23 protein-coding genes and 3 tRNA genes are annotated in these 19,679 nt (G+C 70.2%); 10 read left to right on the forward strand and 16 right to left on the reverse strand.

The genetic code is table 11. From position 1 onward, the window contains the following. The first annotated feature begins 8 nt into the window (after window positions 1–8). The 3 genes from C6N31_RS03045 to C6N31_RS03055 all read left to right on the forward strand — a co-directional run bounded on the left by C6N31_RS03045 (window position 9) and on the right by C6N31_RS03055 (window position 3,570). Window positions 9–1,247, forward strand: a complete 1,239-nt coding sequence (locus C6N31_RS03045) for a pyridoxal phosphate-dependent aminotransferase (RefSeq protein WP_138352879.1) — start codon at window positions 9–11, stop codon at window positions 1,245–1,247. Between the two features lie 117 nt (window positions 1,248–1,364). After that, window positions 1,365–2,384 (forward strand): adenosine deaminase, encoded by a 1,020-nt coding sequence (locus C6N31_RS03050; protein ID WP_138352878.1) that lies wholly within the window; start codon window positions 1,365–1,367, stop codon window positions 2,382–2,384. Window positions 2,385–2,469: 85 nt separating this feature from the next. Further along, entirely contained in the window at window positions 2,470–3,570 is a 1,101-nt protein-coding gene (locus tag C6N31_RS03055) for a low temperature requirement protein A (protein WP_138352877.1), read from the forward strand. Here the strand turns inward: C6N31_RS03055 and C6N31_RS03060 are convergent. The 10 genes from C6N31_RS03060 to C6N31_RS03100 all read right to left on the reverse strand — a co-directional run bounded on the left by C6N31_RS03060 (window position 3,524) and on the right by C6N31_RS03100 (window position 9,898). After that, window positions 3,524–4,747 (reverse strand): hypothetical protein, encoded by a 1,224-nt coding sequence (locus C6N31_RS03060; protein WP_381585453.1) that lies wholly within the window; start codon window positions 4,745–4,747, stop codon window positions 3,524–3,526. The genes C6N31_RS03055 and C6N31_RS03060 overlap by 47 nt on opposite strands. A 122-nt stretch (window positions 4,748–4,869) precedes the next feature. After that, window positions 4,870–5,925 carry a UDP-N-acetylmuramate dehydrogenase gene (locus C6N31_RS03065; RefSeq protein ID WP_138352876.1) on the reverse strand — a complete coding sequence of 352 codons (1,056 nt, stop codon included), beginning with the start codon at window positions 5,923–5,925 and terminating at the stop codon, window positions 4,870–4,872. An 81-nt stretch (window positions 5,926–6,006) separates the two neighbouring features. Then, window positions 6,007–7,473 (reverse strand): MFS transporter, encoded by a 1,467-nt coding sequence (locus C6N31_RS03070; protein ID WP_138352875.1) that lies wholly within the window; start codon window positions 7,471–7,473, stop codon window positions 6,007–6,009. Window positions 7,474–7,598: 125 nt separating this feature from the next. Then, complete coding sequence (locus C6N31_RS03075; protein ID WP_232484678.1) at window positions 7,599–8,219, reverse strand: TetR/AcrR family transcriptional regulator; 621 nt, start codon at window positions 8,217–8,219, stop codon at window positions 7,599–7,601. Window positions 8,220–8,309: 90 nt separating this feature from the next. Next, complete coding sequence (locus C6N31_RS03080; protein WP_138352874.1) at window positions 8,310–8,744, reverse strand: MaoC family dehydratase; 435 nt, start codon at window positions 8,742–8,744, stop codon at window positions 8,310–8,312. Window positions 8,745–8,749: 5 nt separating this feature from the next. Next, window positions 8,750–9,202: a MaoC family dehydratase N-terminal domain-containing protein gene (locus C6N31_RS03085; RefSeq protein WP_138352873.1), complete on the reverse strand. Its 453-nt coding sequence runs from the start codon at window positions 9,200–9,202 to the stop codon at window positions 8,750–8,752. A gap of 12 nt (window positions 9,203–9,214) precedes the next feature. Continuing rightward, window positions 9,215–9,340 carry a hypothetical protein gene (locus C6N31_RS45070; protein WP_269770728.1) on the reverse strand — a complete coding sequence of 42 codons (126 nt, stop codon included), beginning with the start codon at window positions 9,338–9,340 and terminating at the stop codon, window positions 9,215–9,217. Window positions 9,341–9,449: 109 nt separating this feature from the next. Further along, window positions 9,450–9,614, reverse strand: coding sequence for a 50S ribosomal protein L33 (rpmG, locus tag C6N31_RS03090; RefSeq protein ID WP_004571794.1), 165 nt, complete (start codon window positions 9,612–9,614; stop codon window positions 9,450–9,452). 93 nt (window positions 9,615–9,707) lie between these two features. Further along, window positions 9,708–9,780, reverse strand: a tRNA-Met gene (locus tag C6N31_RS03095). 45 nt (window positions 9,781–9,825) lie between these two features. Beyond that, a tRNA-Thr gene (locus C6N31_RS03100) sits at window positions 9,826–9,898 on the reverse strand. Window positions 9,899–10,182: 284 nt separating this feature from the next. Between C6N31_RS03100 and C6N31_RS03105 the strand changes: the two genes are divergently transcribed. The 4 genes from C6N31_RS03105 to C6N31_RS03120 all read left to right on the forward strand — a co-directional run bounded on the left by C6N31_RS03105 (window position 10,183) and on the right by C6N31_RS03120 (window position 14,180). Further along, the gene (locus C6N31_RS03105; protein ID WP_138352872.1) at window positions 10,183–11,454 is read left to right on the forward strand and encodes an amidohydrolase family protein; all 1,272 of its coding nucleotides are present in this window, start codon (window positions 10,183–10,185) and stop codon (window positions 11,452–11,454) included. 137 nt (window positions 11,455–11,591) lie between these two features. Then, window positions 11,592–12,254, forward strand: coding sequence for an NAD(P)H-binding protein (locus C6N31_RS03110; protein WP_138352871.1), 663 nt, complete (start codon window positions 11,592–11,594; stop codon window positions 12,252–12,254). A 254-nt stretch (window positions 12,255–12,508) separates the two neighbouring features. Beyond that, on the forward strand, window positions 12,509–13,213 hold the full coding sequence (locus tag C6N31_RS03115; protein ID WP_244809350.1) for a hypothetical protein: 705 nt from the start codon (window positions 12,509–12,511) through the stop codon (window positions 13,211–13,213). A gap of 166 nt (window positions 13,214–13,379) precedes the next feature. Next, window positions 13,380–14,180, forward strand: coding sequence for a hypothetical protein (locus C6N31_RS03120; RefSeq protein ID WP_138352870.1), 801 nt, complete (start codon window positions 13,380–13,382; stop codon window positions 14,178–14,180). 12 nt (window positions 14,181–14,192) lie between these two features. Here the strand turns inward: C6N31_RS03120 and C6N31_RS03125 are convergent, their stop codons facing one another. The 3 genes from C6N31_RS03125 to C6N31_RS03135 all read right to left on the reverse strand — a co-directional run bounded on the left by C6N31_RS03125 (window position 14,193) and on the right by C6N31_RS03135 (window position 15,559). Then, the gene (locus tag C6N31_RS03125) at window positions 14,193–14,432 is read right to left on the reverse strand and encodes a hypothetical protein (RefSeq protein WP_232484679.1); all 240 of its coding nucleotides are present in this window, start codon (window positions 14,430–14,432) and stop codon (window positions 14,193–14,195) included. 160 nt (window positions 14,433–14,592) lie between these two features. After that, on the reverse strand, window positions 14,593–15,024 hold the full coding sequence (locus tag C6N31_RS03130; RefSeq protein WP_187144981.1) for a hypothetical protein: 432 nt from the start codon (window positions 15,022–15,024) through the stop codon (window positions 14,593–14,595). A 453-nt stretch (window positions 15,025–15,477) separates the two neighbouring features. Continuing rightward, window positions 15,478–15,559, reverse strand: a tRNA-Tyr gene (locus tag C6N31_RS03135). A 185-nt stretch (window positions 15,560–15,744) separates the two neighbouring features. On the opposite strand from C6N31_RS03135, the gene C6N31_RS03140 reads away from it, so the two are divergent. Continuing rightward, window positions 15,745–16,233 carry a YajQ family cyclic di-GMP-binding protein gene (locus C6N31_RS03140; protein WP_138352869.1) on the forward strand — a complete coding sequence of 163 codons (489 nt, stop codon included), beginning with the start codon at window positions 15,745–15,747 and terminating at the stop codon, window positions 16,231–16,233. 94 nt (window positions 16,234–16,327) lie between these two features. Here C6N31_RS03140 and C6N31_RS03145 read toward each other — a convergent pair whose 3' ends face one another. Beyond that, window positions 16,328–17,122, reverse strand: coding sequence for an AraC family transcriptional regulator (locus C6N31_RS03145; protein WP_138352868.1), 795 nt, complete (start codon window positions 17,120–17,122; stop codon window positions 16,328–16,330). A gap of 70 nt (window positions 17,123–17,192) precedes the next feature. On the opposite strand from C6N31_RS03145, the gene C6N31_RS03150 reads away from it, so the two are divergent. Further along, window positions 17,193–18,050, forward strand: coding sequence for a phytanoyl-CoA dioxygenase family protein (locus tag C6N31_RS03150; protein ID WP_198357084.1), 858 nt, complete (start codon window positions 17,193–17,195; stop codon window positions 18,048–18,050). Next, complete coding sequence (locus C6N31_RS03155; RefSeq protein ID WP_381585444.1) at window positions 18,047–18,382, forward strand: hypothetical protein; 336 nt, start codon at window positions 18,047–18,049, stop codon at window positions 18,380–18,382. Before C6N31_RS03150 ends, C6N31_RS03155 begins: the two co-directional genes overlap by 4 nt. 26 nt (window positions 18,383–18,408) lie before the next feature. On the opposite strand, the gene C6N31_RS03160 is transcribed toward C6N31_RS03155, so the two are convergent. After that, window positions 18,409–18,801: a YccF domain-containing protein gene (locus C6N31_RS03160; protein WP_138352867.1), complete on the reverse strand. Its 393-nt coding sequence runs from the start codon at window positions 18,799–18,801 to the stop codon at window positions 18,409–18,411. Continuing rightward, window positions 18,798–19,658, reverse strand: a complete 861-nt coding sequence (gene htpX, locus C6N31_RS03165; protein ID WP_138352866.1) for a zinc metalloprotease HtpX — start codon at window positions 19,656–19,658, stop codon at window positions 18,798–18,800. The genes C6N31_RS03160 and htpX overlap by 4 nt, the downstream gene beginning before the upstream one ends. Window positions 19,659–19,679 lie beyond the last annotated feature (21 nt).

Below are 19,679 nucleotides of genomic sequence, written 5' to 3' on the forward strand. Positions count from 1 at the left end.
ATGCACTCATGACCGCTGCCACTCCCCCCGTACAGTCCCCCTCCGACCGTCGGGTGTCGGCCCGCGTCGGGTCGATCTCCGAGTCCGCGACACTCGCTGTGGACGCCAAGGCGAAGGCCCTCAAGGCCGCCGGGCGTCCGGTCATCGGCTTCGGTGCCGGCGAGCCCGACTTCCCGACCCCCGACTACATCGTCGAGGCCGCGGTGGAGGCGTGCCGCAACCCGAAGTTCCACCGCTACACCCCGGCCGGCGGGCTGCCGGAGCTCAAGGCCGCCATCGCCGCCAAGACGCTGCGCGACTCGGGCTACGAGGTCGACGCCTCCCAGGTGCTGGTCACCAACGGCGGCAAGCAGGCCATCTACGAGGCCTTCGCCGCGATCCTCGACCCGGGCGACGAGGTCATCGTCCCGGCGCCGTACTGGACCACCTACCCCGAGTCGATCCGGCTCGCGGGCGGCGTGCCCGTCGACGTCGTCGCGGACGAGACGACCGGCTACCGGGTGACGGTCGAGCAGCTGGAGGCGGCCCGCACCCCGCGGACCAAGGTCGTGCTCTTCGTCTCGCCGTCCAACCCGACCGGCGCCGTCTACAGCGCGGCCGACGCCGAGGCGATCGGCCGCTGGGCCGTCGAGCACGGCCTGTGGGTGCTCACCGACGAGATCTACGAGCACCTCGTCTACGGTGACGCGACCTTCACCTCGCTGCCGGCGGTCCTTCCCGAGCTGCGCGACAAGTGCATCGTGGTGAACGGCGTCGCCAAGACGTACGCCATGACCGGCTGGCGCGTCGGGTGGATGATCGCCCCCAAGGACGTCATCAAGGCCGCGACGAACCTCCAGTCGCACGCCACCTCCAACGTCAGCAACGTCGCCCAGATCGCCGCGCTGGCCGCGGTCTCCGGGAACCTGGACGCGGTCGCCGAGATGCGCACCGCCTTCGACCGGCGGCGGCAGACCATCGTGCGGATGCTGAACGAGATCGACGGTGTGGTGTGCCCCACTCCCGAAGGCGCGTTCTACGTCTACCCCTCGGTGAAGGAGCTGCTCGGCAAGGAGATCCGCGGCAAGCGCCCGGCGTCCTCGGTCGAGCTGGCGGCCCTCATCCTGGACGAGGTCGAGGTCGCCGTGGTCCCGGGTGAGGCCTTCGGCACCCCCGGCTACCTGCGGCTTTCCTACGCACTGGGTGACGAGGACCTGGTCGAGGGCGTCTCCCGGATCCAGAAGCTGCTCGGCGAGGCCCGCGACTGACGGCTCTCCCTCTGACGGGCCCCCGGCTGCTGCCGGGGGCCCGTTTCTGTTTTCGGGCAAGTCCCCGTTCGGTGAAACCGGTACCGGACAGCGTCACCCGTACGGCAGGATCTTCGGATGGCACGTGATGTCCGTCTGCTCCCCAAGGCCCATCTCCATCTGCACTTCACCGGCTCCATGCGGTCCGAGACCCTGCTGGACCTCGCGGACCAGCACGGTGTGCACCTCCCCGAGGCGCTGACCTCGGGCGAACCACCGAAACTGCGGGCCACCGACGAGCGGGGCTGGTTCCGCTTCCAGCGGCTCTACGACAGCGCGCGCTCGTGTCTGCGCACCGCCGAGGACATCCAGCGGCTGGTCCATGAGGCCGCCGAGGAGGACGCCAGGGACGGCTCCGGGTGGCTGGAGATCCAGGTCGACCCGACGTCCTACGCACCCCGGCTGGGCGGCCTCATCCCGACCATGGAGATCATCCTGGACGCGGTGGCGACCGCCTCCCGGGACACCGGCGTCGGGATGGCCGTCATCGTCGCCGCCAACCGCATGAAGCACCCGCTCGACGCCCGCACCCTCGCCCGGCTCGCGGTGCGCTACGCCGACCGGGGCGTCGTCGGCTTCGGTCTCTCCAACGACGAGCGCCGCGGGCTCGCCCGCGACTTCGACCGCGCCTTCGCCATCGCCCGGGACGGCGGGCTGCTCGCCGCCCCGCACGGCGGTGAGCTCGCCGGGCCCAGCAGCGTCCGCGACTGCCTCGACGACCTGCACGCGGGGCGCGTGGGGCACGGCGTACGGGCCGCCGAGGACCCGCGGCTGCTGAGACGGCTCGCCGAGCGGCAGATCACCTGCGAGGTCTGCCCGGCGTCCAACGTGGCGCTGGGCGTCTACGAGAAGCCGGAGGACGTGCCGCTGCGCACGCTCTTCGACGCGGGCGTACCGATGGCGCTGGGCGCCGACGACCCGCTGCTCTTCGGCTCCCGGCTCGCCGCGCAGTACGAGATCGCCCGGGACTCGCACGCCTTCACGGACGAGGAGCTGGCGGAGCTGGCCCGGCAGTCGGTACGGGGCTCGGCGGCGCCGCCGGAGGTACGGGAGCGGCTGCTGGCCGGCATCGAGGACTGGCTGGCGCTGCCGGCCTGACCGCCCGCCGGACGGTTTACTCGACGGCCCGGCCCCCGCAGTACAGTCGTGCGCCGTCGGGGCGGTGAGTGTTACGGGGGCGGGGATGGCCGAGGCCGAAAAGCGGGTCACCTGGGCGGAGTTGTTCTTCGACCTGGTGTTCGTGTTCGCGATCACGCAGGTGAGCGCGCTGCTGCACGAGGACCACTCCTGGGCGGGCGTCGGGCGGGCGCTCATCGTGTTCGTGCCGCCGTACTGGGCCTGGGTGGGGATGTCCCTGCACGCCAACCGGCAGGACGTCGACAATCCGCTGGACCGGATCGGGATCTTCGCCGTCGGACTCAGCGCGCTGTTCATGGGGCTGGCGCTGCCGCTGGCCTACGACGGGCGCGGAGTGCTCTACGGGGCCTCGTACTGGGCGGCCCGGCTGGTGCTCTGGGCGCTGGTGCTGCGCTGGCAGGACGTACGGCTCAGCGCCTTCGCCGTCGGCGCCTGCCTCACCGGACCGATGCTGCTGGCGGGCGGCTTCCTCGACGGCCCGGCGCGCACCGCCCTGTGGGGGTCGGCCGCGCTGATCGACCTGTCGATGCCGTTCCTGCTGCGCCGCCGGCTGTCCCGGGTGCGGTTCCACCCCGGGCATCTGCCGGAACGTTTCGGGCTGTTCCTGATCGTGGCGCTCGGTGAGTCGATCGTGGCGATCGGCGCCCCGGCGTCCGCTGCCGCGCACCTGGACGCGGCCGAGCTCACCGCCGTCGCGGCGGCCTTCACCCTCGCGGCCGGCCTGTGGTGGGTGTACTTCGCGTTCGCGGCGAGCGCCATCCAGCACGCCCTGGCCACCTCCGACCGGCAGACCGACACCATCCGCGAGGTGCTGTCCTACGCCCACGTCGGATTCCTCGGCGGGGTGATCGCGGTGGCGGTCGGCATGCACGACGCGGTCGCGCACCCGGCGGCCCGGCTCGGCACGGGCGTGGCCGGGCTGCTCTTCGGGGGCTGCGCGCTCTTCCTGGCCGTCTTCGGTTACACCCGGTGGCGGATGTTCCGCCTGTGGTCGACGACGCGGCTGGCGGCCTCCGCCGTCGTCCTCGCCGTGCTGCCGCTCGCGGCGCGGCTGCCCGCGGTGGGCGCGCTCGGGCTGCTCGCGCTGCTCATAGCCGCCCTCAACGTCCTCGAATGGGAGCGGGTGCGCCGCGCCGGCTCCCTGTAGCGGCGGCGCGCCGGCCGCCCGCCCGGGGTCTCGTCCGCTTCTTCATGGGCCACAGCAGGACGTACGCCGCCGACACGGCCGCGAACGAGAGCCGGATCAGCCCCTGCGCCGACTCCGACGGGACCAGCAGCGCGCTCCCGTAGAGCGAGAGCAGCGCGATCCAGCTCCACCAGGGCACCAGGCGGCGCTGCCCGACCGCGTCCCACAGCAGCGTCCCGAGCAGGACCGACGCGCTGTAGTACGTGTAGACGCTCGGGTCGAGGGCGATCCTGGCGTCCGCGCCGAGCAGCACGACGGCCGGCCAGCGGCCGCGCAGCACCGCCACCGTGCCGAGCGCGAGGCCCAGCAGGGCCTGCGCGGGACGGTCCCAGCCGGGGGTGACGGCATCGGCCACCCCGAACCAGCGCAGCGCGGACGCGGGCTGGTTGGGGATCGCGAACCGCGCGGCGGCGGCCGAGCCGAGGTGGGTGACGTAGAACGGCAGCCAGGCCACCGCGACGAGGGCCACCAGCCAGCAGGCGGCGCGGCGCCAGTGCGCGCGCGGCAGCGCCAGCAGCAGCGGGAGGAAGGACAGCGCCCAGGGCTTGGAGTCCACGGCCAGCGCCAGCAGGATGCCGACGGCGGCCGGCCGGCCGCGGACCAGGGCGCGCACCGCCAGGGCGGTGAAGAACAGCGCCAGTACGTCGTCCAGGTGCGCGAACCGCACCGAGACCTCCACCCACATCGGGATGAAGGCCAGCCCGGCTATGAGCACCCGCTGCTGCAGCCTGCGGTGGTTGATGCCGGTGCCGGCGTAGAAGTCCGCGGCCGTGCGGCCCACCACGACCAGCATGTACAGGCCCAGGCCCGACATGAACGCCTCGGCCAGCCGCTCCCCCACTCCCGGCGGGAAGGGCTCGAAGAGCGCGGCGGTCAGAAAGCTGACCGGGCCGATCTGCAGCTCCGGGTGGTTCTGGTAGATCGCGAGCCCGCCGCCCGGGCCGCCGCCGGTCAGCAGCCGGCCACCGGTCCTCAGGTAGTGCCAGGAGACGCCGCCGTTGCGGGACGTGACCACGAACCAGCAGACGGTCCAGAGCGTGAGGGCCACGGTGTGCCGCCGGACGGGCCACCGGCCGAACCACGCCGCCACCCCGTCGGTGGCTCCGGTCGCGGCCCTGGTCGTCCCCGCCCTGCGCACATTCCGCCCTTACCGTCAGCTTCCGTCAACTGCGTTCGCCGGGGCGGCAATTCCCTCTCTCGGACCTCGTCACCAGCCCGCGCGGAAACCGCCGGGAGGTCTCTCCGAGACTCTTCCCTGCTTCACAGACGGGTTCCGACCATGACCGGTTCATTGACGAGCGTGACTCCGAAGGCGGATCGCACTCCGTCGCGGACCTCACGGGCGAGGGCCAGCAGGTCCTCGGTCTTGGCCTGGCCGCGGTTGGTCAGCGCCAGGGTGTGCTTCCCGGAGATGCGGGCCGGGCCGTCCCCGTACCCCTTGGCGAACCCGGCGCGGTCGATCAGCCAGGCAGCCGACGTCTTCCGCAGGCCGTCCCCCGCGGGGTAGGCGGGCGGTTCGGTGTCCGCGCCGAGCCGGTCGTGCACCCGGCTCACGAACTCCGCGAACTCCCGCTCCGTCAGGATCGGATTGGTGAAGAACGAACCCGCCGACCAGGTGTCGTGGTCGGCCGCGTCCAGCACCATCCCCTTGCCGGCGCGCAGCGCCAGCACCGTCGTCCTGGCGGTGGCCACCGGGACCCGGTCGCCGGCCTCGACGCCCAGGGCGCGGGCCACTTCCGCGTACTTCACCGGCGCCGACAGCCCGCCGGCGTCCTCCAGGCCGAAGCGCACCCGCAGCACGACGTACCGCTCCGGGTCGGCCTTGAATCGGCTGTCGCGGTAGGCGAAGCCGCAGTCGGCGGCGGGGATCGTCACCGTCTCGCCACTGCGGCGGTCGTACGCGACGACCTCGGTGACGGTCGCCGAGACGTCCTGCCCGTACGCCCCCACGTTCTGGATCGGCGTCGCCCCGGCGGATCCGGGGATGCCCGCCAGGCACTCGACACCGGCCAGGCCGGCCTCGACGGTCCGGGCGACCGCGTCGCTCCACACCTCGCCGGCCGCCAGTTCCAGCGCCGTGCCGTCGAGGGTGAAGCCGGTGGTGGCGATGCGCAGCGCGGTGCCGTCGAATCCGGCGTCCCCGATGACGAGGTTGCTGCCGCCGCCGATCACCAGGAGCGGCGTGCCGGCGCGGTCCGCCGCGCGGACCACCTCGACGACTTCGGCGTCGGTGGTGGCCGTCACGAGGCGGGCCGCGGGGCCGCCGAGCCGGAAGGTCGTCAGGGGGGCGAGGGGGGTGTCGTGGGTTACGTGCACGCCGTCCACCCTACGGGGACACCCCCCGGTGACCGGTCGGCCGGTCCCCAGGGGGTGTTCTCTCCGCGTGCTCCCCGCCGGTCAGGCGACCGGCTCCAGGGTGCGCTGCGGCTGGGCGTCGGCCGGGGTGGCCGTCGCCTTGCGCCGCCTCGGGATGAGCACCGCGGCGACCGCCGCGAGGCCGACCGCGACCGCGCCGACCCACAGTGCGGGCACCAGGCCGTCCACGTAGCGGCCGGCGGACTCGTAGCCGCCCTGGGAGGAGAAGACGGAGGCGAGGATCGCGACGCCGAGGGCGCCGCCGAGCTCACGGAAGGCGTTGTTGGCGCCGGAGGCGATGCCCTGTTCCTCGGGGCGGACGCTGGACATCACGACGTTGGCGGTGGGGCCGAAGTACATCGCCATCCCGATACCGCTGATGATCAGCGCGGGCAGCTGGGCCGTGTAGGAGACGTCCGTCGTGACCACGAGGGCGAAGAGCGCGAGGCCCACGGCCTGGAGCGCCAGCCCGGCGGCGATGATCGGGCGGCCGCCGATGCGGTCGGAGAGGATGCCCGCGATGGGCGAGACGATCATCGGCATGGCCGTCCAGGGGAGCATCCGGACGCCGGCTTCCATCGGCGAGTAGCCGGACACGTTCTGCATGAACTGGCTGAGCAGGAAGATCGAGCCGAACATGCCCAGGAACATCAGCAGGCTGGCCGCGTTCACCGCGCTGAAGGCGCGGTTGCGGAAGAGCCGCATCGGCAGGATGGGGTGCGCGGCACGGTTCTCGTAGGCGACGAAGGCGACTATGAGCGCGGCGCCGGCGATCAGCCCGGTCAGGACGGAGGGGCTGGTCCAGCCGTCGGCGTTGCCGCGGATGAGGGCGTAGACGATGCCGAAGAGGCCGGCGCTGGCGAGCGCGGTGCCGGGGACGTCCAGCCGGGAGTTCGGGCCGCGGCTCTCGTTCAGGCGGAGCCGGGCGAGGGGCAGCAGGAGCAGCCCGATCGGCACGTTCAGCCAGAAGATCCACTGCCAGGAGAAGTGCTCGGTGAGGGTGCCTCCGATGAGCGGGCCGGTGGCGACGGCGAGACCGTTGACCGCGCTCCAGATGCCGAACGCCATACCGCGGCGCTCCGGCGCGACGGTGGCGGAGAGCAGGGTGAGGGTCAGCGGCATCATGATCGCGGCGCCGACGCCCTGGGCGGCGCGGGCGGCGATCAGCTCGCCCATGCCGGGGGCGAGCGCGGCGGCGGCGGAGGCCGCGGTGAACAGCCCGAGGCCGACGGTGAAGAGCCGGCGGCGGCCGAACCGGTCGCCGAGGGCGGCGCCGAACATCAGGAGGACCGCGAAGGTGAGGGTGTAGGCGCTCACCGTCCATTCGAGGTCTTCGAGCGCCCCGCCGAGGTCCTTGCGGATGGAGGGCAGCGCGGTGGTGACGACGAGGTTGTCGAGGCTCGCCATGAAGCCGGCGAGGCTGGTGATGATCAGGGCCCATACGGCGGTACCGCGCCGGGGTCCCTTCTCCTGTCCTGCCTCTTGCTGCTGGTGCTCCTGCTCCTGCATGACCCCTCCCGGGGATTAGTTATCAGTCACTAACTTCTGTGGGTACACGTGTGCGGCGATCTGCGCTGATCTGCTGCTGTCCGCCGGAGGTCCGGCGATCCCGGGGGTCAGGGGGGTCCGGGGGGTCAGGCGGCCGGCTCTGCCGGATCAGCCGGCCCGGCCGACTTGTTCGACTCGGCCGGCTCCGCCTGCTCGGTCGACTCGTCGAACGGGAAGCCCAACCAGCAGCGGTCGTCCGAGGGGATCCCCAGCGACACCAGCGTGTTGATCAGCATCCCGGTCGAGAAGAACTTGTTCATCCACTCGTCGTCGAGACCGGTGCGGGCGCGCACCATGTCCCACATGTCGAGCCACCGGCGGCGGACCAGCTCGGCCACGTCACCGTCGCCCGACGCCGCGGCGGCGACGTAGAGCTGCATCTGCATGAGCAGGACATCACGGTCCTCCTCGATCATCTCGCCGTAGGCCTGCCCCATGGCCTCCAGCGCGCCCTCCCCCTCCAGGCCCTCCGCGGCCTGCTCGAAGGTGGCGATGGTGCGGTCGAAACAGCGGTTCGCGGCGGCCTTGAACAGATCCACCTTGGTGGGGAACAGCCGGAACAGATACGGCTGCGAGACCCCGACCCGGCGGGCGATCGCTTCCGTGGACGTTCCGAAATAACCGCCCTTGGCGAACTCGGTCATCGCGGCGCGGGTGACACTCTCGCGCCGGTCCTCCGCGCTCATCCGCATGCTCGTCTTCGCCATGTCTCTAAGGTAGTGACCACTAACTAACTTCGTCAAGCGGAAAACGGGAGGACTTCCTTTCCGAGGAAGCCCTCCCGTTCCGGAGCGTGTTCAGGCCAGTCGGACGACGGCGCGGGACAGGCCCAGCACCTTCTGGCCGGCGGCGGTGGCCACCAGGTCCACGCGGACCGTGCGGGCCTCGTCGTCCAGCTTGACCGCGACCTTGGCCGAGACCTCGATCACCGCGCCCTTGTCGTCGTCCGGGACGACGACGGGCTTGGTGAACCGGACGCCGTACTCGGCGACCGCACCCGGGTCGCCGACCCAGTCGGTGACCACACGGATCGCGGCGGCCATCGTGAACATGCCGTGCGCGATGACGTCCGGCAGTCCGACCTCCTTCGCGAACCGCTCGTTCCAGTGGATCGGGTTGAAGTCACCGGACGCACCCGCGTACCGCACGAGCGTGGCGCGGCTCACAGGAAACGTCTGCGCCGGGAGCTCGGTGCCGACCTCGACCTCGTCGTAGGAGATCTTCGCTGTCATCCGGATCACACCCCTTCCTGCGCGCGGGCCACGAGCATCGTGTACGCCGTCACGACATGCTCACCGTTCTCGTCGTGCACCTCACCACGGACCGACAGGACGTCGTTCCCCGCGAGGGACTTGATCGAATCGATGTGCGAGACGACCGTGAGCCGGTCCCCGGCACGCACCGGGCGCGAGTGGACGAACCGCTGGTCGCCGTGGACCACCCGGCTGTAGTCCAGCCCCAACTCGGGGTCCTGCACGACCAGGCCGGCCGCCTTGAACGTGATCGAGAACGCGAACGTCGGCGGCGCGATCACATCCGGGTGCCCGAGGGCCCTGGCGGCGTCGGGGTCGGTGTACGCGGGATTGAGGTCGCCCACCGCTTCGGCGAACTCGCGAATCTTCTCCCGGCCCACCTCATAGGGGGCGGTGGGCGGATAGCTCCGCCCGACGAAGGACTGGTCCAGTGCCATCGGTACCTCCGGCTACGGGATGCTGATCGGGGTGGCGGTCATCATCATGGCGGCCATGATGACGACACTGACGTTCGGGGTGCTGACGTTCGGGGCGTGCTGACGTTCGGGGTGCTGACGCTCGGGGCGTGCTGACATCAGGGGTGCTGACGCTCGAGGTGATCATGCCGCCTGCGGGCGGGCGGATCAACGCCACGAGGCCGCCCCCAAGAATGGGGACGGCCTCGTGGTGTGTTACGGCCTGTTGTTAGCGCGTTTCGCGGTGCGCGGTGTGCGCGTTGCAGCGCGGGCAGTGCTTCTTCATCTCAAGACGGTCCGGGTCGTTACGCCGGTTCTTCTTGGTGATGTAGTTCCGCTCCTTGCACTCCACGCAGGCCAGCGTGATCTTCGGGCGGACGTCGGTGGCGGCCACGTGAGTGCTCCTTGACGAACGGATGGGTATATGAACACAACGAGAGTAGCCGATTGAAGGACTAAACCCACAATCGACTACGACTACGCAGGGTAGCGGTGACCGGACTTGAACCGGTGACACAGCGATTATGAGCCGCTTGCTCTACCAACTGAGCTACACCGCTGCGATGAACTGACCCCCACCAAGCGGTGGATGGCCGATCCATCAGAGCCCCAATGCGGAATCGAACCGCAGACCTTCTCCTTACCATGGAGACGCTCTACCGACTGAGCTATTGGGGCGAGCGAGGAAGACATTACACGGTCCGCAGCCGAAGGTGAAATCCATATCTCACGACACACTTCGGGCTCTTCCGTCGCTCTTCAGGAGCCCGTCCGGAGCACCTTCCGACCCCTTCCGAGCGCGCCGCGAGGCTCCCCCGAGGACCCAGCGAGACAGCCTCGATCGACCACGCCAGTACGACTATTGGCCTCCTCCCGGACCCTGCGTGAGCTGCCCCATAGGCTCGCCCCGTCCCTGCGTGATCTTGCCTCCCACCCGAGAGCCGCAGTACCGGAGGAGCGCGATGACCGAGAACCAGCGCGGCACCGCCGCCGAGACCACCACGCTGCTGCTGTGTGGTGCGCATCTCACCGACGGCCGCACGGTCGACGTGCGGCTGAGCGGCACCCGTATCGAAGCCGTCGGCACCGCCGGCAGTCTCACCGCCGCCCCCGACCACAGCGACGCCGACGGAACCCGCATCGACCTGCGCGGCTACCTCCTGCTGCCCGCACCCGCCGAACCGCACGCCCACCTCGACGGCGCCCTCACCGCCGACGCGAGCGTCGCCTCGGGCCCGCCCTCGTACGAACCCGAGGACGTGCAGCGGCGCGTCACCGAGGCCGCGCTCCTCCAACTCGGCCATGGCGCAACGGCGATCCGCACCCACGTCCGGATCGGCGACATCCAGGGACTCGGCACCCTCGCCGCCGTGCTCCAGGCCCGCCGCGCGCTGCGCGGGCTCGTCGATCTGCACGCCGTCGCCGTCCCCCGCCTCCTCACCGGCGTGGCCGGCGCCGACGGGCTCTCCGCGCTGCGCGACGCACTCAAGATGGGCGCCGGCGTCGTCGGCGGCTGCCCCGACCTCGACCCGGACCCGAGCGGCTATGCAGAGGCCGTCCTCGCCGTCGCGGCCGAATTCGGCCTCCCCGTGGATCTGCACACGCAGGGTGACGATCCGGCCCGGCTGGCCCGGCTCGCCGCCATGGCCGGCGGGCTGCGCCCCGGCGTCGTCATCGGCCCCTGCAACGGCCTCGCCCGCCTCCCGCAGGCCGCCGCCGCCCGCGCCGCGGGCCAGCTCTCCGCGGCCGGCGTCTCCGTGGTGGCCCTGCCGCAGGGCGGCTGCGGCGCGCTGGAGTCCTCCCGGCGCGGCGCCGCGGGGCTGCTCGCCCCGGTACGCGAACTGCGCGCGGCCGGCGTACGGGTCGCGGCGGGCAGCGGCTCGCTGCGCGACCTGGCCAACCCCGTCGGACGCGGCGACCCCCTGGAGGCCGCCTTCCTCCTCACCTCCTACGGCGAATGCGGCGCGGCGGACGCCTACGACGCGGTCAGCGGCCAGGCGCGGGCGGTCCTGGGGCTGCCCGAGGTCCGGGTGGAGGCGGGCTTCCCCGCCGAACTGCTCGCCGTACGCGGGGAACGGATCGAGGGCGTGCTCTCCCTCGCGTACAGCCGCATCATCATCCACCGCGGCCGGGTGGTCTCCCGCACCAGCGCCGTCCGCGAGTACTGCGACTCGGCGACCACCGCCGCCCTCGACCTGCCCCGCCAGTCACGGAGCGACGGCGGCCTCGCCTGAGGCCTTCTGACGATGCGCCAGCCCCACGGGGCAGGCCGCCGTCGCGAGCGCGGCAGACGATTCCGGGCGTCACCCGATGGTGATCCGTTCACGCCGTGCACGCGCGCGGGACGCCCGGCGGGCGTAGCGTCGCAATCATGCGCATTGTGATCGCAGGTGGACATGGAAAGATCGCGTTGCGGCTGGAGCGACTGCTCGCCGCCCGCGGAGACGACGTGGCGGGCATCATCCGCAAACCCGAGCAGGCCGACGACCTGCGGGCGGCCGGCGCCGAGCCGATCGTCTGCGATCTGGAGTCGGCCACCGTCGACGAGGTCGCGGCGGCCCTGCGCGGTGCGGACGCGGCCGTCTTCGCGGCGGGCGCGGGGCCGGGCAGCGGCCCGGAGCGCAAGCACTCCGTCGACCACGCCGCGGCCGTGCTCTTCGCCGACGCGGCCGAGCGGGCCGGGGCCCGCCGCTACATCATCGTCTCGTCGATGGGCGCGGGAACCGAACCGGCCCCCGGCGCCGACCCCGTCTTCGCCGAGTACCTGCGCGCCAAAACGGCGGCCGACGTCGACCTGAGCGCCCGCAAGGACCTCGACTGGACGATCCTGCGCCCGGGCGCCCTCACCGACGACCCCGGCACCGGCCGTCTCCAGCTGGCCGCCAAGACCGGCCGCGGCCCCATCCCCCGCGACGACGTGGCCGCCGTCCTCGCCGAACTCCTGGACACGCCGTCCACGGCCGGCCTCACCCTGGAAGTCATCTCGGGCCCCACCCCGGTCCCGGTCGCGGTAAAAGACATCTCCGGCAACTGACCCCGGGCGACCCTCACCCACCCCAACGAAGAAGGGTCCCCCGGACCGCGTTTCCGCGGTCCGGGGGACCCTTCTTTACCGTGGCGGCGGCGCCACGCCCGTCGTCCACGGCTCGTCCAGCGCGGGCGGCCCTTGGTGGCCCCGCCCCTTGTGCTCTGCTGGCGCCGATACAGGCCGAAGACCCGATCAACGTCGCGTGTGTAGCCCCTTTGTTTCGGAGCACCGCGCGTGGTAGCCGGGGGATGATCTCCCTTGTGACAAAAGAAGCAGATTCTGGCGCGGGTGTGGACGAAGTCCACACATGGGACGCGCGATTGGACTGGGCGTACGGGCTGATAGCAGATGATCCTTCCGAGCGGACCGCAGCGCTGGCCCGGCTGACTATCGCCAAGAGGAACGTCGGCGATGCCCTCATGCAGTTCAACAATGTGTGGTCATCCACGCAGTCGCCGGGCAGGCAGTTGCACTACCGGGATCCAGCCCTCCAGCAGGCAATCGAGGTGCACCGCGATGCCGCACGGCATTCGCTGCCGGACGCGTTGTGGAACCGCCGGTGTGCGGACATCAGGGAATGGCCAGGTCTGCCGTATGCGCTGCTCTTCCTGGAGTGGGAGGCAAGGTACCCGCAGGCATGGACCCAACATGCCAAGAAGTGGGGTACGAAAGAGGACCTCCTACGGGACATGGCGGTCGCTGGCCATAACAAAATCGTCAGGGCGAAGCTCACCGATCTGATTGAGATCGTCATCCAGCGGCCCTACCGCTGCAAGGACCGCGATTACGTGCGCGTGGCTCGGGCCGTCGACAGCGCGGATCTGCGCGAAAGGCTCGGCACCGCTGCCGAGTCGGACAACCCATGGGCGCGGCGCCATGCCGGCTATGTCCTCTGGCTGCTCGACCGCCCCGAACTGCCAAACTCTCTCCATGTCTGGCGGAAGTGGATCGGCCTCCCCAGGTGAACCCTGGCCGACGGCACGCTGAGCCCCGCCGACTCCCTACGCTCAGTCGAAGCGCTGACCACGTCGCCGTCGCGGCACCACAGGTGGACGTTACGCGGCCGTTTCACTTCATCACAAGGCCAAGTGGAGTGGTGGTCACTGGTAGTTGAGGTCAACAATCACCACTATGTGGGACACGGTCTGGACAGCGGTCTCTGCTGTCGCCACGGCGCTCGCCTTCTTGGTGGTTGCCTGGCAGTCAATCCTCACCCGTAGTGCGCTGAGCGTCGCGCACACCGCCCTCACCGTCTCCGAAGCTGTGGCTCTGGATGCCGCCCGAGCGCGGCTGGACGATCAGGCCCCTGAGGTGACCGTCGTCATCGACGACGTTCCGTGGCCTCCTCTGGCGTGGTCGCACATAGGCGTGCCCGTACATCCGTGGCCTCCCGGCCATGAATGGCCCTTCCCGGAGAAGGAGCACGAACGGATCGTCCTTCAGGCGCTCGTGTGGCTGGACAACCCGAGTAGTCGCAGTGTGTGGGTGACATTCAGCGGAGACCTGGTTGTTAACCGGGAAAACCGGTTCCACCCAGCCCCGCACATCCCCCTTGAACCTGGTCAGCGGTCTGGGCTGTATCTGAACAAGGACTTCACCATTAAGGAGCTAGCGGGGAACTACGCGGCACGCGAGGAGGGACACCCTCTTCCACACCGCGTCCAAGGCACCGTGACGGTGCACGACGATCGCGACAACGGCGTCACGGACACCTGGAACCTGGAACTCACCGGGTGTCCCGTCGAGCCGCACGAGACCCGCGGCAGTGTGTGGAGGGTAGTGGGTCACCACGTCACCGAAGGAGATGGATCACGCAGCTTGGAATACATCCCGCGTCCGACTCGCCGACGCACGTACTGGATCTCCCGGGAAAACGAGATCCGGCTGCCAGAACCTCGATTCTCCAGCACCACTCCCGGCGTTCAGGGCTAGCCAGGCACCACATCAGCTGGCAGAGGGACCCCTGCGGTTCATGTGTACCTGGCGCTCGACCAGTGCGGCGGCTGCCTGACGGTCCCCGCGAAGGGCGCGCTCCCCATAGGCAACCGCCCCTTCGAGGTCGCCCTCGCGGGCCGCCGCGACGCCGAGCGTGATGCGGGCTTCCGCGTTGCGCATGGGCGAGTGCTCGGTGTCGTCGAAATCCGTGCCGACTCGGATGACTTCCTCCGCGAGGTTGCGCGCCATGCAGTCTTCGCCGAGGAGCCGATAGCAATCCATCGCGTAGAAGCCGCCTGTCGGAACACCACCACCCGGCCTCGCCGTAGGAGTAGCGCTCTCGGCGCCGTTGGGACCCGCATCCAACGTCCAACCCCAATGGCGCCCAGAATTCACGAATAACTGGCACTCACCAGGCCGGTCGCGGGTCCTGACGTTCCGTCGAGAGGTCGGCCCCGGGGCGAAGTTCTGTGTCCGCCAGCCACAAATAACCGGGGCTGGGCGGGAACTCATCTGTCGGCGGAGCTGGGCTGTGGTATCGCTGGGTGCCAGGGAGCGGAACCTCGACCAGTGCGCCGTCCTGCATCGTCCACAGGCCGTAGACGTCGTCCTCCTCGTCATGGATCAGAACCTGTACCTGCCCCGGGTTGGGCCAGGGAAGTGATGCCAGGTGCTTCAGAAGCCCGGAGCGCGGCCGTTCCCTGGAGTACTCGATGACCCACCCGCCGGCGAACAAATCGAGCGGCTTGAACGTGCCCTTCCAACTGCGCGACTCGTCCGGACGCGTCAGAGGTTCCATGACCTCGTCCGCATACAGCGCCAACACGATGACCTGCGCCATTCTGCTCATGCCGGAGTATCGCGGTGCGCCGTACCTCAAGGCCAACCCAATTTCGACACCAGGACCGACCGGTCTGCACCGTTCCGGTCGACAGTTCCTTTCGACGGTTCCTTGGTTCAGCGTGACGAGGCCCAAGCGCTGACGGTGTGCAGCGAAGGCCGGCAGGGCAGCCCGAGAGGACCCATCTGACGAGGCGAGCGATGCACATCGACGTGATCCCGGTCACTCAGTCGATCTCTGCCCTGAGGAGCGGGACCACCCGCCTTGAGCTCTGTCCCACGAATGCCCCACAGCCGCTGGTCAGGCCTGAGAATCCCGTCCACAGCCCGTCCAGAACCCCTGGTAGAGAGCGTGCGAGAACGGGACCGAGTGAGACAGTCCGGCACTCCAGGGGCAGAAAATCGAACGGCCCCTGATCCGCGTTTCCGCAGATCAGGGGCCGTTCCAATACCGTGGCGGCGCCAGGGTTCGAACCTGGGTAGGCTGAGCCGGCAGATTTACAGTCTGCTCCCTTTGGCCACTCGGGCACACCGCCAGGGAAGCCGCCGCAGGTCACTTTTGAGGGTGGTCTGTGGCAACGACGTAAACGATACCTGATGCGCGGGGGTGGTTCGCCACCTGATGGATCAGTGTTCGGGGCGGGTGCGGTGGCTAGGCTGGGAGGGCGGCCCGGGGACGGGTCGCGGTACTGACGGATCACAGCCAAGGAGCCAACTCAAGATGGCCGACTCCAGTTTCGACATCGTCTCGAAGGTCGAGCGGCAGGAGGTCGACAACGCCCTCAACCAGGCCGCGAAGGAAATCTCGCAGCGCTACGACTTCAAGAACGTCGGGGCCTCGATCGACTGGTCGGGCGAGAAGATTCTGATGCAGGCGAACTCGGAGGAGCGCGTCAAGGCGATCCTCGACGTTTTCGAGACCAAGCTGGTCAAGCGGGGTATCTCGCTCAAGTCGCTGGACGCCGGCGAGCCGCAGCTCTCCGGCAAGGAGTACAAGATCTTCGCCTCAATCGAGGAGGGGATTTCGCAGGACAACGCCAAGAAGGTCGCGAAGATCATCCGCGATGAGGGCCCGAAGGGCATCAAGGCGCAGGTCCAGGGCGACGAGCTGCGGGTCAGCTCGAAGAGCCGGGACGATCTGCAGGCCGTTCAGGCGCTGCTGAAGGGCAAGGACTTCGACTTCGCTCTGCAGTACGTGAACTACCGCTGACCCGTTGGGGGAAGCGGTGGAGTGGTGAAGTGGATGAGGGCGGCCGCCGGGACAACCCCGGTTGCCGCCCTCACCGCGTTCCTCACCGCGTTCCTCACCGCGTTCCGGAGCCGCGGTTCACCGGTGGGCCCTGCCGGACGGCGCGCGGGGAGGCGCCGAGTTCGCGGCGGCAGGCCTTGTTGAAGGCCTGGAGGTCCGCGATGCCGACCGAGGTGGCGACGGCGGGGATGGAGAGCGTCGACTCCACGAGCAGATGCCGGGCGCGTTCCAGGCGGCGTCGCCGGATGTAGGTGACGACCGTGTCGCCGGTCGCGGCGCGGAACAGCCGGGTGAGGTGGTTGTGCGAGACGCCGGCCGCGCGGGCGACGCCGGGGACCGTCAGCGGGTCGGCGAGGTGCGACTCGATGTGCGCGATGGCGGCGGCCACGGCGGGGTGCGGGCCGTCGGACGCGGCGGGGGCCGTGAGGTGGGCGACGCGCCACAGGACGGCCCAGATCTCGGCCGCCGTCCTGGCGGGGCTGCCGGGCTGGGCGGCCACGGCCTGCAGCATCAGGGCGGAGAGCATGGGCAGTTGTGCGCCCGCGTCCTGGATGACGGGGACGCTGCGGGGCTCGCCCGCCTCCGGGATGCGCAGATGGGCGTAGAGGTGCTCGGAGCGGCCGCGGTAGCGGTATCTGACGGTCGCGCCGGGCGGGACGAGGCTGACGCGGCCGGGCCGGATGGCGTGCGGGGTGCCGTCGACGGTGAGATCGGCCGTGTAGCGGTAGAGGTGCAGCTGCCACAGGTCGGGGAGCCGGAAGACATCGGTGTGGCCGGCGGGGCCGTGGACACCGACTCCGAGGTTCACCACCCGAGGTGGCTCGTCGAGGTGGAGGGCGACGGCATCCATGGTGAAAACGTACCAGTAGTGGTGAGTGTGACCCACGCGCTGCCAGGGGTTTCCTTCCTACCGTTGGCGCATGGAAACCAGCACGGAAGCCAGCACTGAGAACAGGGGCCTGTTGAGCTCCGTCCAGATGGCGCACTTCGTGGCGCACGGCTCGCTGCGCATGGACGCGGTCGTACCCGAGGAGATGAACGAGCGGGCGATGGGCGTCCTGGCGGCCGGGATACCGGAGGTGCCGTACGGGACGCCGCTGGAGGAGGCTTACGAGCGCGGGTCGTTCGCCCGCGACCTCGTCGAACTCCCGTTGGTGGCGGGCGCGTTGCGCAGCCTCGTGGGGCCCGGGCCGACCGTCGACCATCACGCGGTGCACATCCGCCGGCCCCGGGACGGGCAGGCGCAGCCGCTGCACGCCGACGCGATCATCGACGTACGGCCGGACGCGTTCGACGTACAGCTCATGTACTACCCGCAGCCGGTGACGCTGGAGATGGGCGGCACGCTGAGCGTGCCCGGCAGCCATCTGCGGCGCACCAACGAGAGCGACACCGGCCGCTACCAGAACCTCCGCGGGCAGACGCGGCTGGTGTGCCCGGCCGGGACCGTGGTGTTCCTGCACCACGGGATCTGGCACGGCGGACGGCGCAACGACAGCGACGCCGCGCGCTACATGTTCAAGATCCGGTTCAATCCGACGGTGCGGCAGCTGCGGCTGTGGGACACCGGCGATCTCGCCGACCCGGCGGTCGCCGCCGAGCTGGGCACGCGCTTCCCCTGGTACGAAGCGGCCGCCGCCCGGCTGGAGTTCCACAACCGGATCAAGCTGTGGCGGGCGCTGACCGGCGACAGCACGTACGACCTGGACCACTGGATGACGCGGGTCGCCAACCGGCCGCAGCGCGTCGTCCCCGCGCACCTGAGGAGCGAGGCATGAGCACCACCTTCGACCCCACCTTCGACCCCACCATGGGCGCCACCAGCACGCTGCGGCAGCGGGTACTGGTGCTGTACCTGGCCACGTCGGCGCTGGACTCCCAGGTCGTGGGGTGGTCCGCCTACGACGGGACCGGCACGACGTCGCCGACGACCGGGGACAGCGACGAACCGCCGTACGGGACGGGGGTGGCCGCGCTGTGCGACGGCTGGCGGCTGTTCCAGGCGGCGCAGCTGATCCCGCCGTATCCCGGGCACGAGTACGACACCTCGTTCCTCAAGCACGAGTTCTTCTTCGAGAAGCTCGTCGACACCGCCCGCCAGGGCGACTGAGGGCTGAGGAGGCCGGGGGCGATCGCTCAGCGTGTGGCGAACGGCCGGTCGGTGGGGACGATCTCCCGGCCGAGCGGGACCAGCGAGAGCGGGATCATCTTGAAGTTCGCGATGCCGAACGGGATGCCGATGATCGTCAGGCACAGGGCGATCCCGGTCACGATGTGGCCCAGCGCCAGCCACCAGCCGGCGAAGACGATCCAGATGATGTTGCCGATGAGGGAGCCCGCACCGGCGTCGTGCCGTTCGACGGTGGTGCGGCCGAAGGGCCACAGGGCGTAGTTGGCGATCCGGAAGGAGGCCACGCCCCACGGGATCGTGATGATGAGGATGCAGCAGACCAGGCCGGCGACGGCATAGGCCATCGCCATCCAGATACCGCAGAGCACGAGCCAGATGATGTTCAGGATCGTCGTCATGGGCGGTGTCCTGCCATCTGTTCGAGGCGCGCGATGCGCTCGGCCATCGGGGGGTGGGTGGAGAACAGTTTCGACGTGGTGCCGGGCCGGAACGGGTTCGCGATCATCATATGGCTGGCGGTCTCGAGGCGCGGCTCAGGCGGTAGCGGCAGCTGCTTGGTGCCCGCGTCCAGCTTGCGCAGCGCGCTGGCGAGGGCGAGGGGGTCGCCGGTGAGGCGGGCGCCGGAGGCGTCGGCCTCGTACTCGCGGGAGCGGCTGACGGCGAGCTGGATGACGGAGGCGGCCAGCGGGCCGAGGATCATCAGCAGCAGCATGCCGAGGATGCCGGGGCCCTCGTCGTCGTTGGACCGGCCGACGGGGATCAGCCAGGCGAAGTTGACGAGGAACATGACGACGGAGGCGAGCGCGCCGGCGACCGACGAGATGAGGATGTCGCGGTTGTAGACATGGCTCAGCTCGTGGCCGATCACGCCGCGCAGCTCGCGTTCGTCGAGGATCTGCAGGATGCCGTCGGTGCAGCAGACCGCCGCGTTGCGCGGATTGCGCCCGGTGGCGAAGGCGTTGGGCGCTTCGGTGGGTGAGATGTACAGCCGCGGCATGGGCTGGCGCGCCTCCGTGGAGAGTTCGCGGACCATGCGGTAGAGCGCGGGGGCCTCGAACTCGCTGACGGGGCGGGCACGCATCGCGCGTAGAGCCAGCTTGTCGCTGTTCCAGTACGCGTAGGCGTTGGTGCCGATCGCGATGACGAGCGCGACGATGAGCCCCGTCCGGCCGAAGAAGCTGCCGATGACGAGGATGAGTGCGGACAGACCGCCGAGGAGTACGGCGGTCTTCAGCCCATTGTGCCGGCGGTGCACGGTGCGCCCTCCAAGGTGTGC

The organism is Streptomyces fildesensis, assembly GCF_016107395.1.
Taxonomy (GTDB): domain Bacteria; phylum Actinomycetota; class Actinomycetes; order Streptomycetales; family Streptomycetaceae; genus Actinacidiphila; species Actinacidiphila fildesensis.

Coding starts and splice junctions, on each gene's coding strand:
- C6N31_RS03045 (WP_138352879.1), top strand. CDS start 9: ATGACCGCTGCCACTCCCCCCGTACAGTCCCCCTCCGACCGTCGGGTG.
- C6N31_RS03050 (WP_138352878.1), top strand. CDS start 1,365: ATGGCACGTGATGTCCGTCTGCTCCCCAAGGCCCATCTCCATCTGCAC.
- C6N31_RS03055 (WP_138352877.1), top strand. CDS start 2,470: ATGGCCGAGGCCGAAAAGCGGGTCACCTGGGCGGAGTTGTTCTTCGAC.
- C6N31_RS03070 (WP_138352875.1), bottom strand. CDS start 7,473: ATGCAGGAGCAGGAGCACCAGCAGCAAGAGGCAGGACAGGAGAAGGGA.
- C6N31_RS03075 (WP_232484678.1), bottom strand. CDS start 8,219: ATGGCGAAGACGAGCATGCGGATGAGCGCGGAGGACCGGCGCGAGAGT.
- C6N31_RS03080 (WP_138352874.1), bottom strand. CDS start 8,744: ATGACAGCGAAGATCTCCTACGACGAGGTCGAGGTCGGCACCGAGCTC.
- C6N31_RS03085 (WP_138352873.1), bottom strand. CDS start 9,202: ATGGCACTGGACCAGTCCTTCGTCGGGCGGAGCTATCCGCCCACCGCC.
- C6N31_RS45070 (WP_269770728.1), bottom strand. CDS start 9,340: ATGTCAGCACGCCCCGAGCGTCAGCACCCCGAACGTCAGCACGCCCCG.
- C6N31_RS03105 (WP_138352872.1), top strand. CDS start 10,183: ATGACCGAGAACCAGCGCGGCACCGCCGCCGAGACCACCACGCTGCTG.
- C6N31_RS03110 (WP_138352871.1), top strand. CDS start 11,592: ATGCGCATTGTGATCGCAGGTGGACATGGAAAGATCGCGTTGCGGCTG.
- C6N31_RS03120 (WP_138352870.1), top strand. CDS start 13,380: ATGTGGGACACGGTCTGGACAGCGGTCTCTGCTGTCGCCACGGCGCTC.
- C6N31_RS03125 (WP_232484679.1), bottom strand. CDS start 14,432: ATGGCGCGCAACCTCGCGGAGGAAGTCATCCGAGTCGGCACGGATTTC.
- C6N31_RS03130 (WP_187144981.1), bottom strand. CDS start 15,024: ATGGCGCAGGTCATCGTGTTGGCGCTGTATGCGGACGAGGTCATGGAA.
- C6N31_RS03140 (WP_138352869.1), top strand. CDS start 15,745: ATGGCCGACTCCAGTTTCGACATCGTCTCGAAGGTCGAGCGGCAGGAG.
- C6N31_RS03145 (WP_138352868.1), bottom strand. CDS start 17,122: ATGGATGCCGTCGCCCTCCACCTCGACGAGCCACCTCGGGTGGTGAAC.
- C6N31_RS03150 (WP_198357084.1), top strand. CDS start 17,193: ATGGAAACCAGCACGGAAGCCAGCACTGAGAACAGGGGCCTGTTGAGC.
- C6N31_RS03155 (WP_381585444.1), top strand. CDS start 18,047: ATGAGCACCACCTTCGACCCCACCTTCGACCCCACCATGGGCGCCACC.
- C6N31_RS03160 (WP_138352867.1), bottom strand. CDS start 18,801: ATGACGACGATCCTGAACATCATCTGGCTCGTGCTCTGCGGTATCTGG.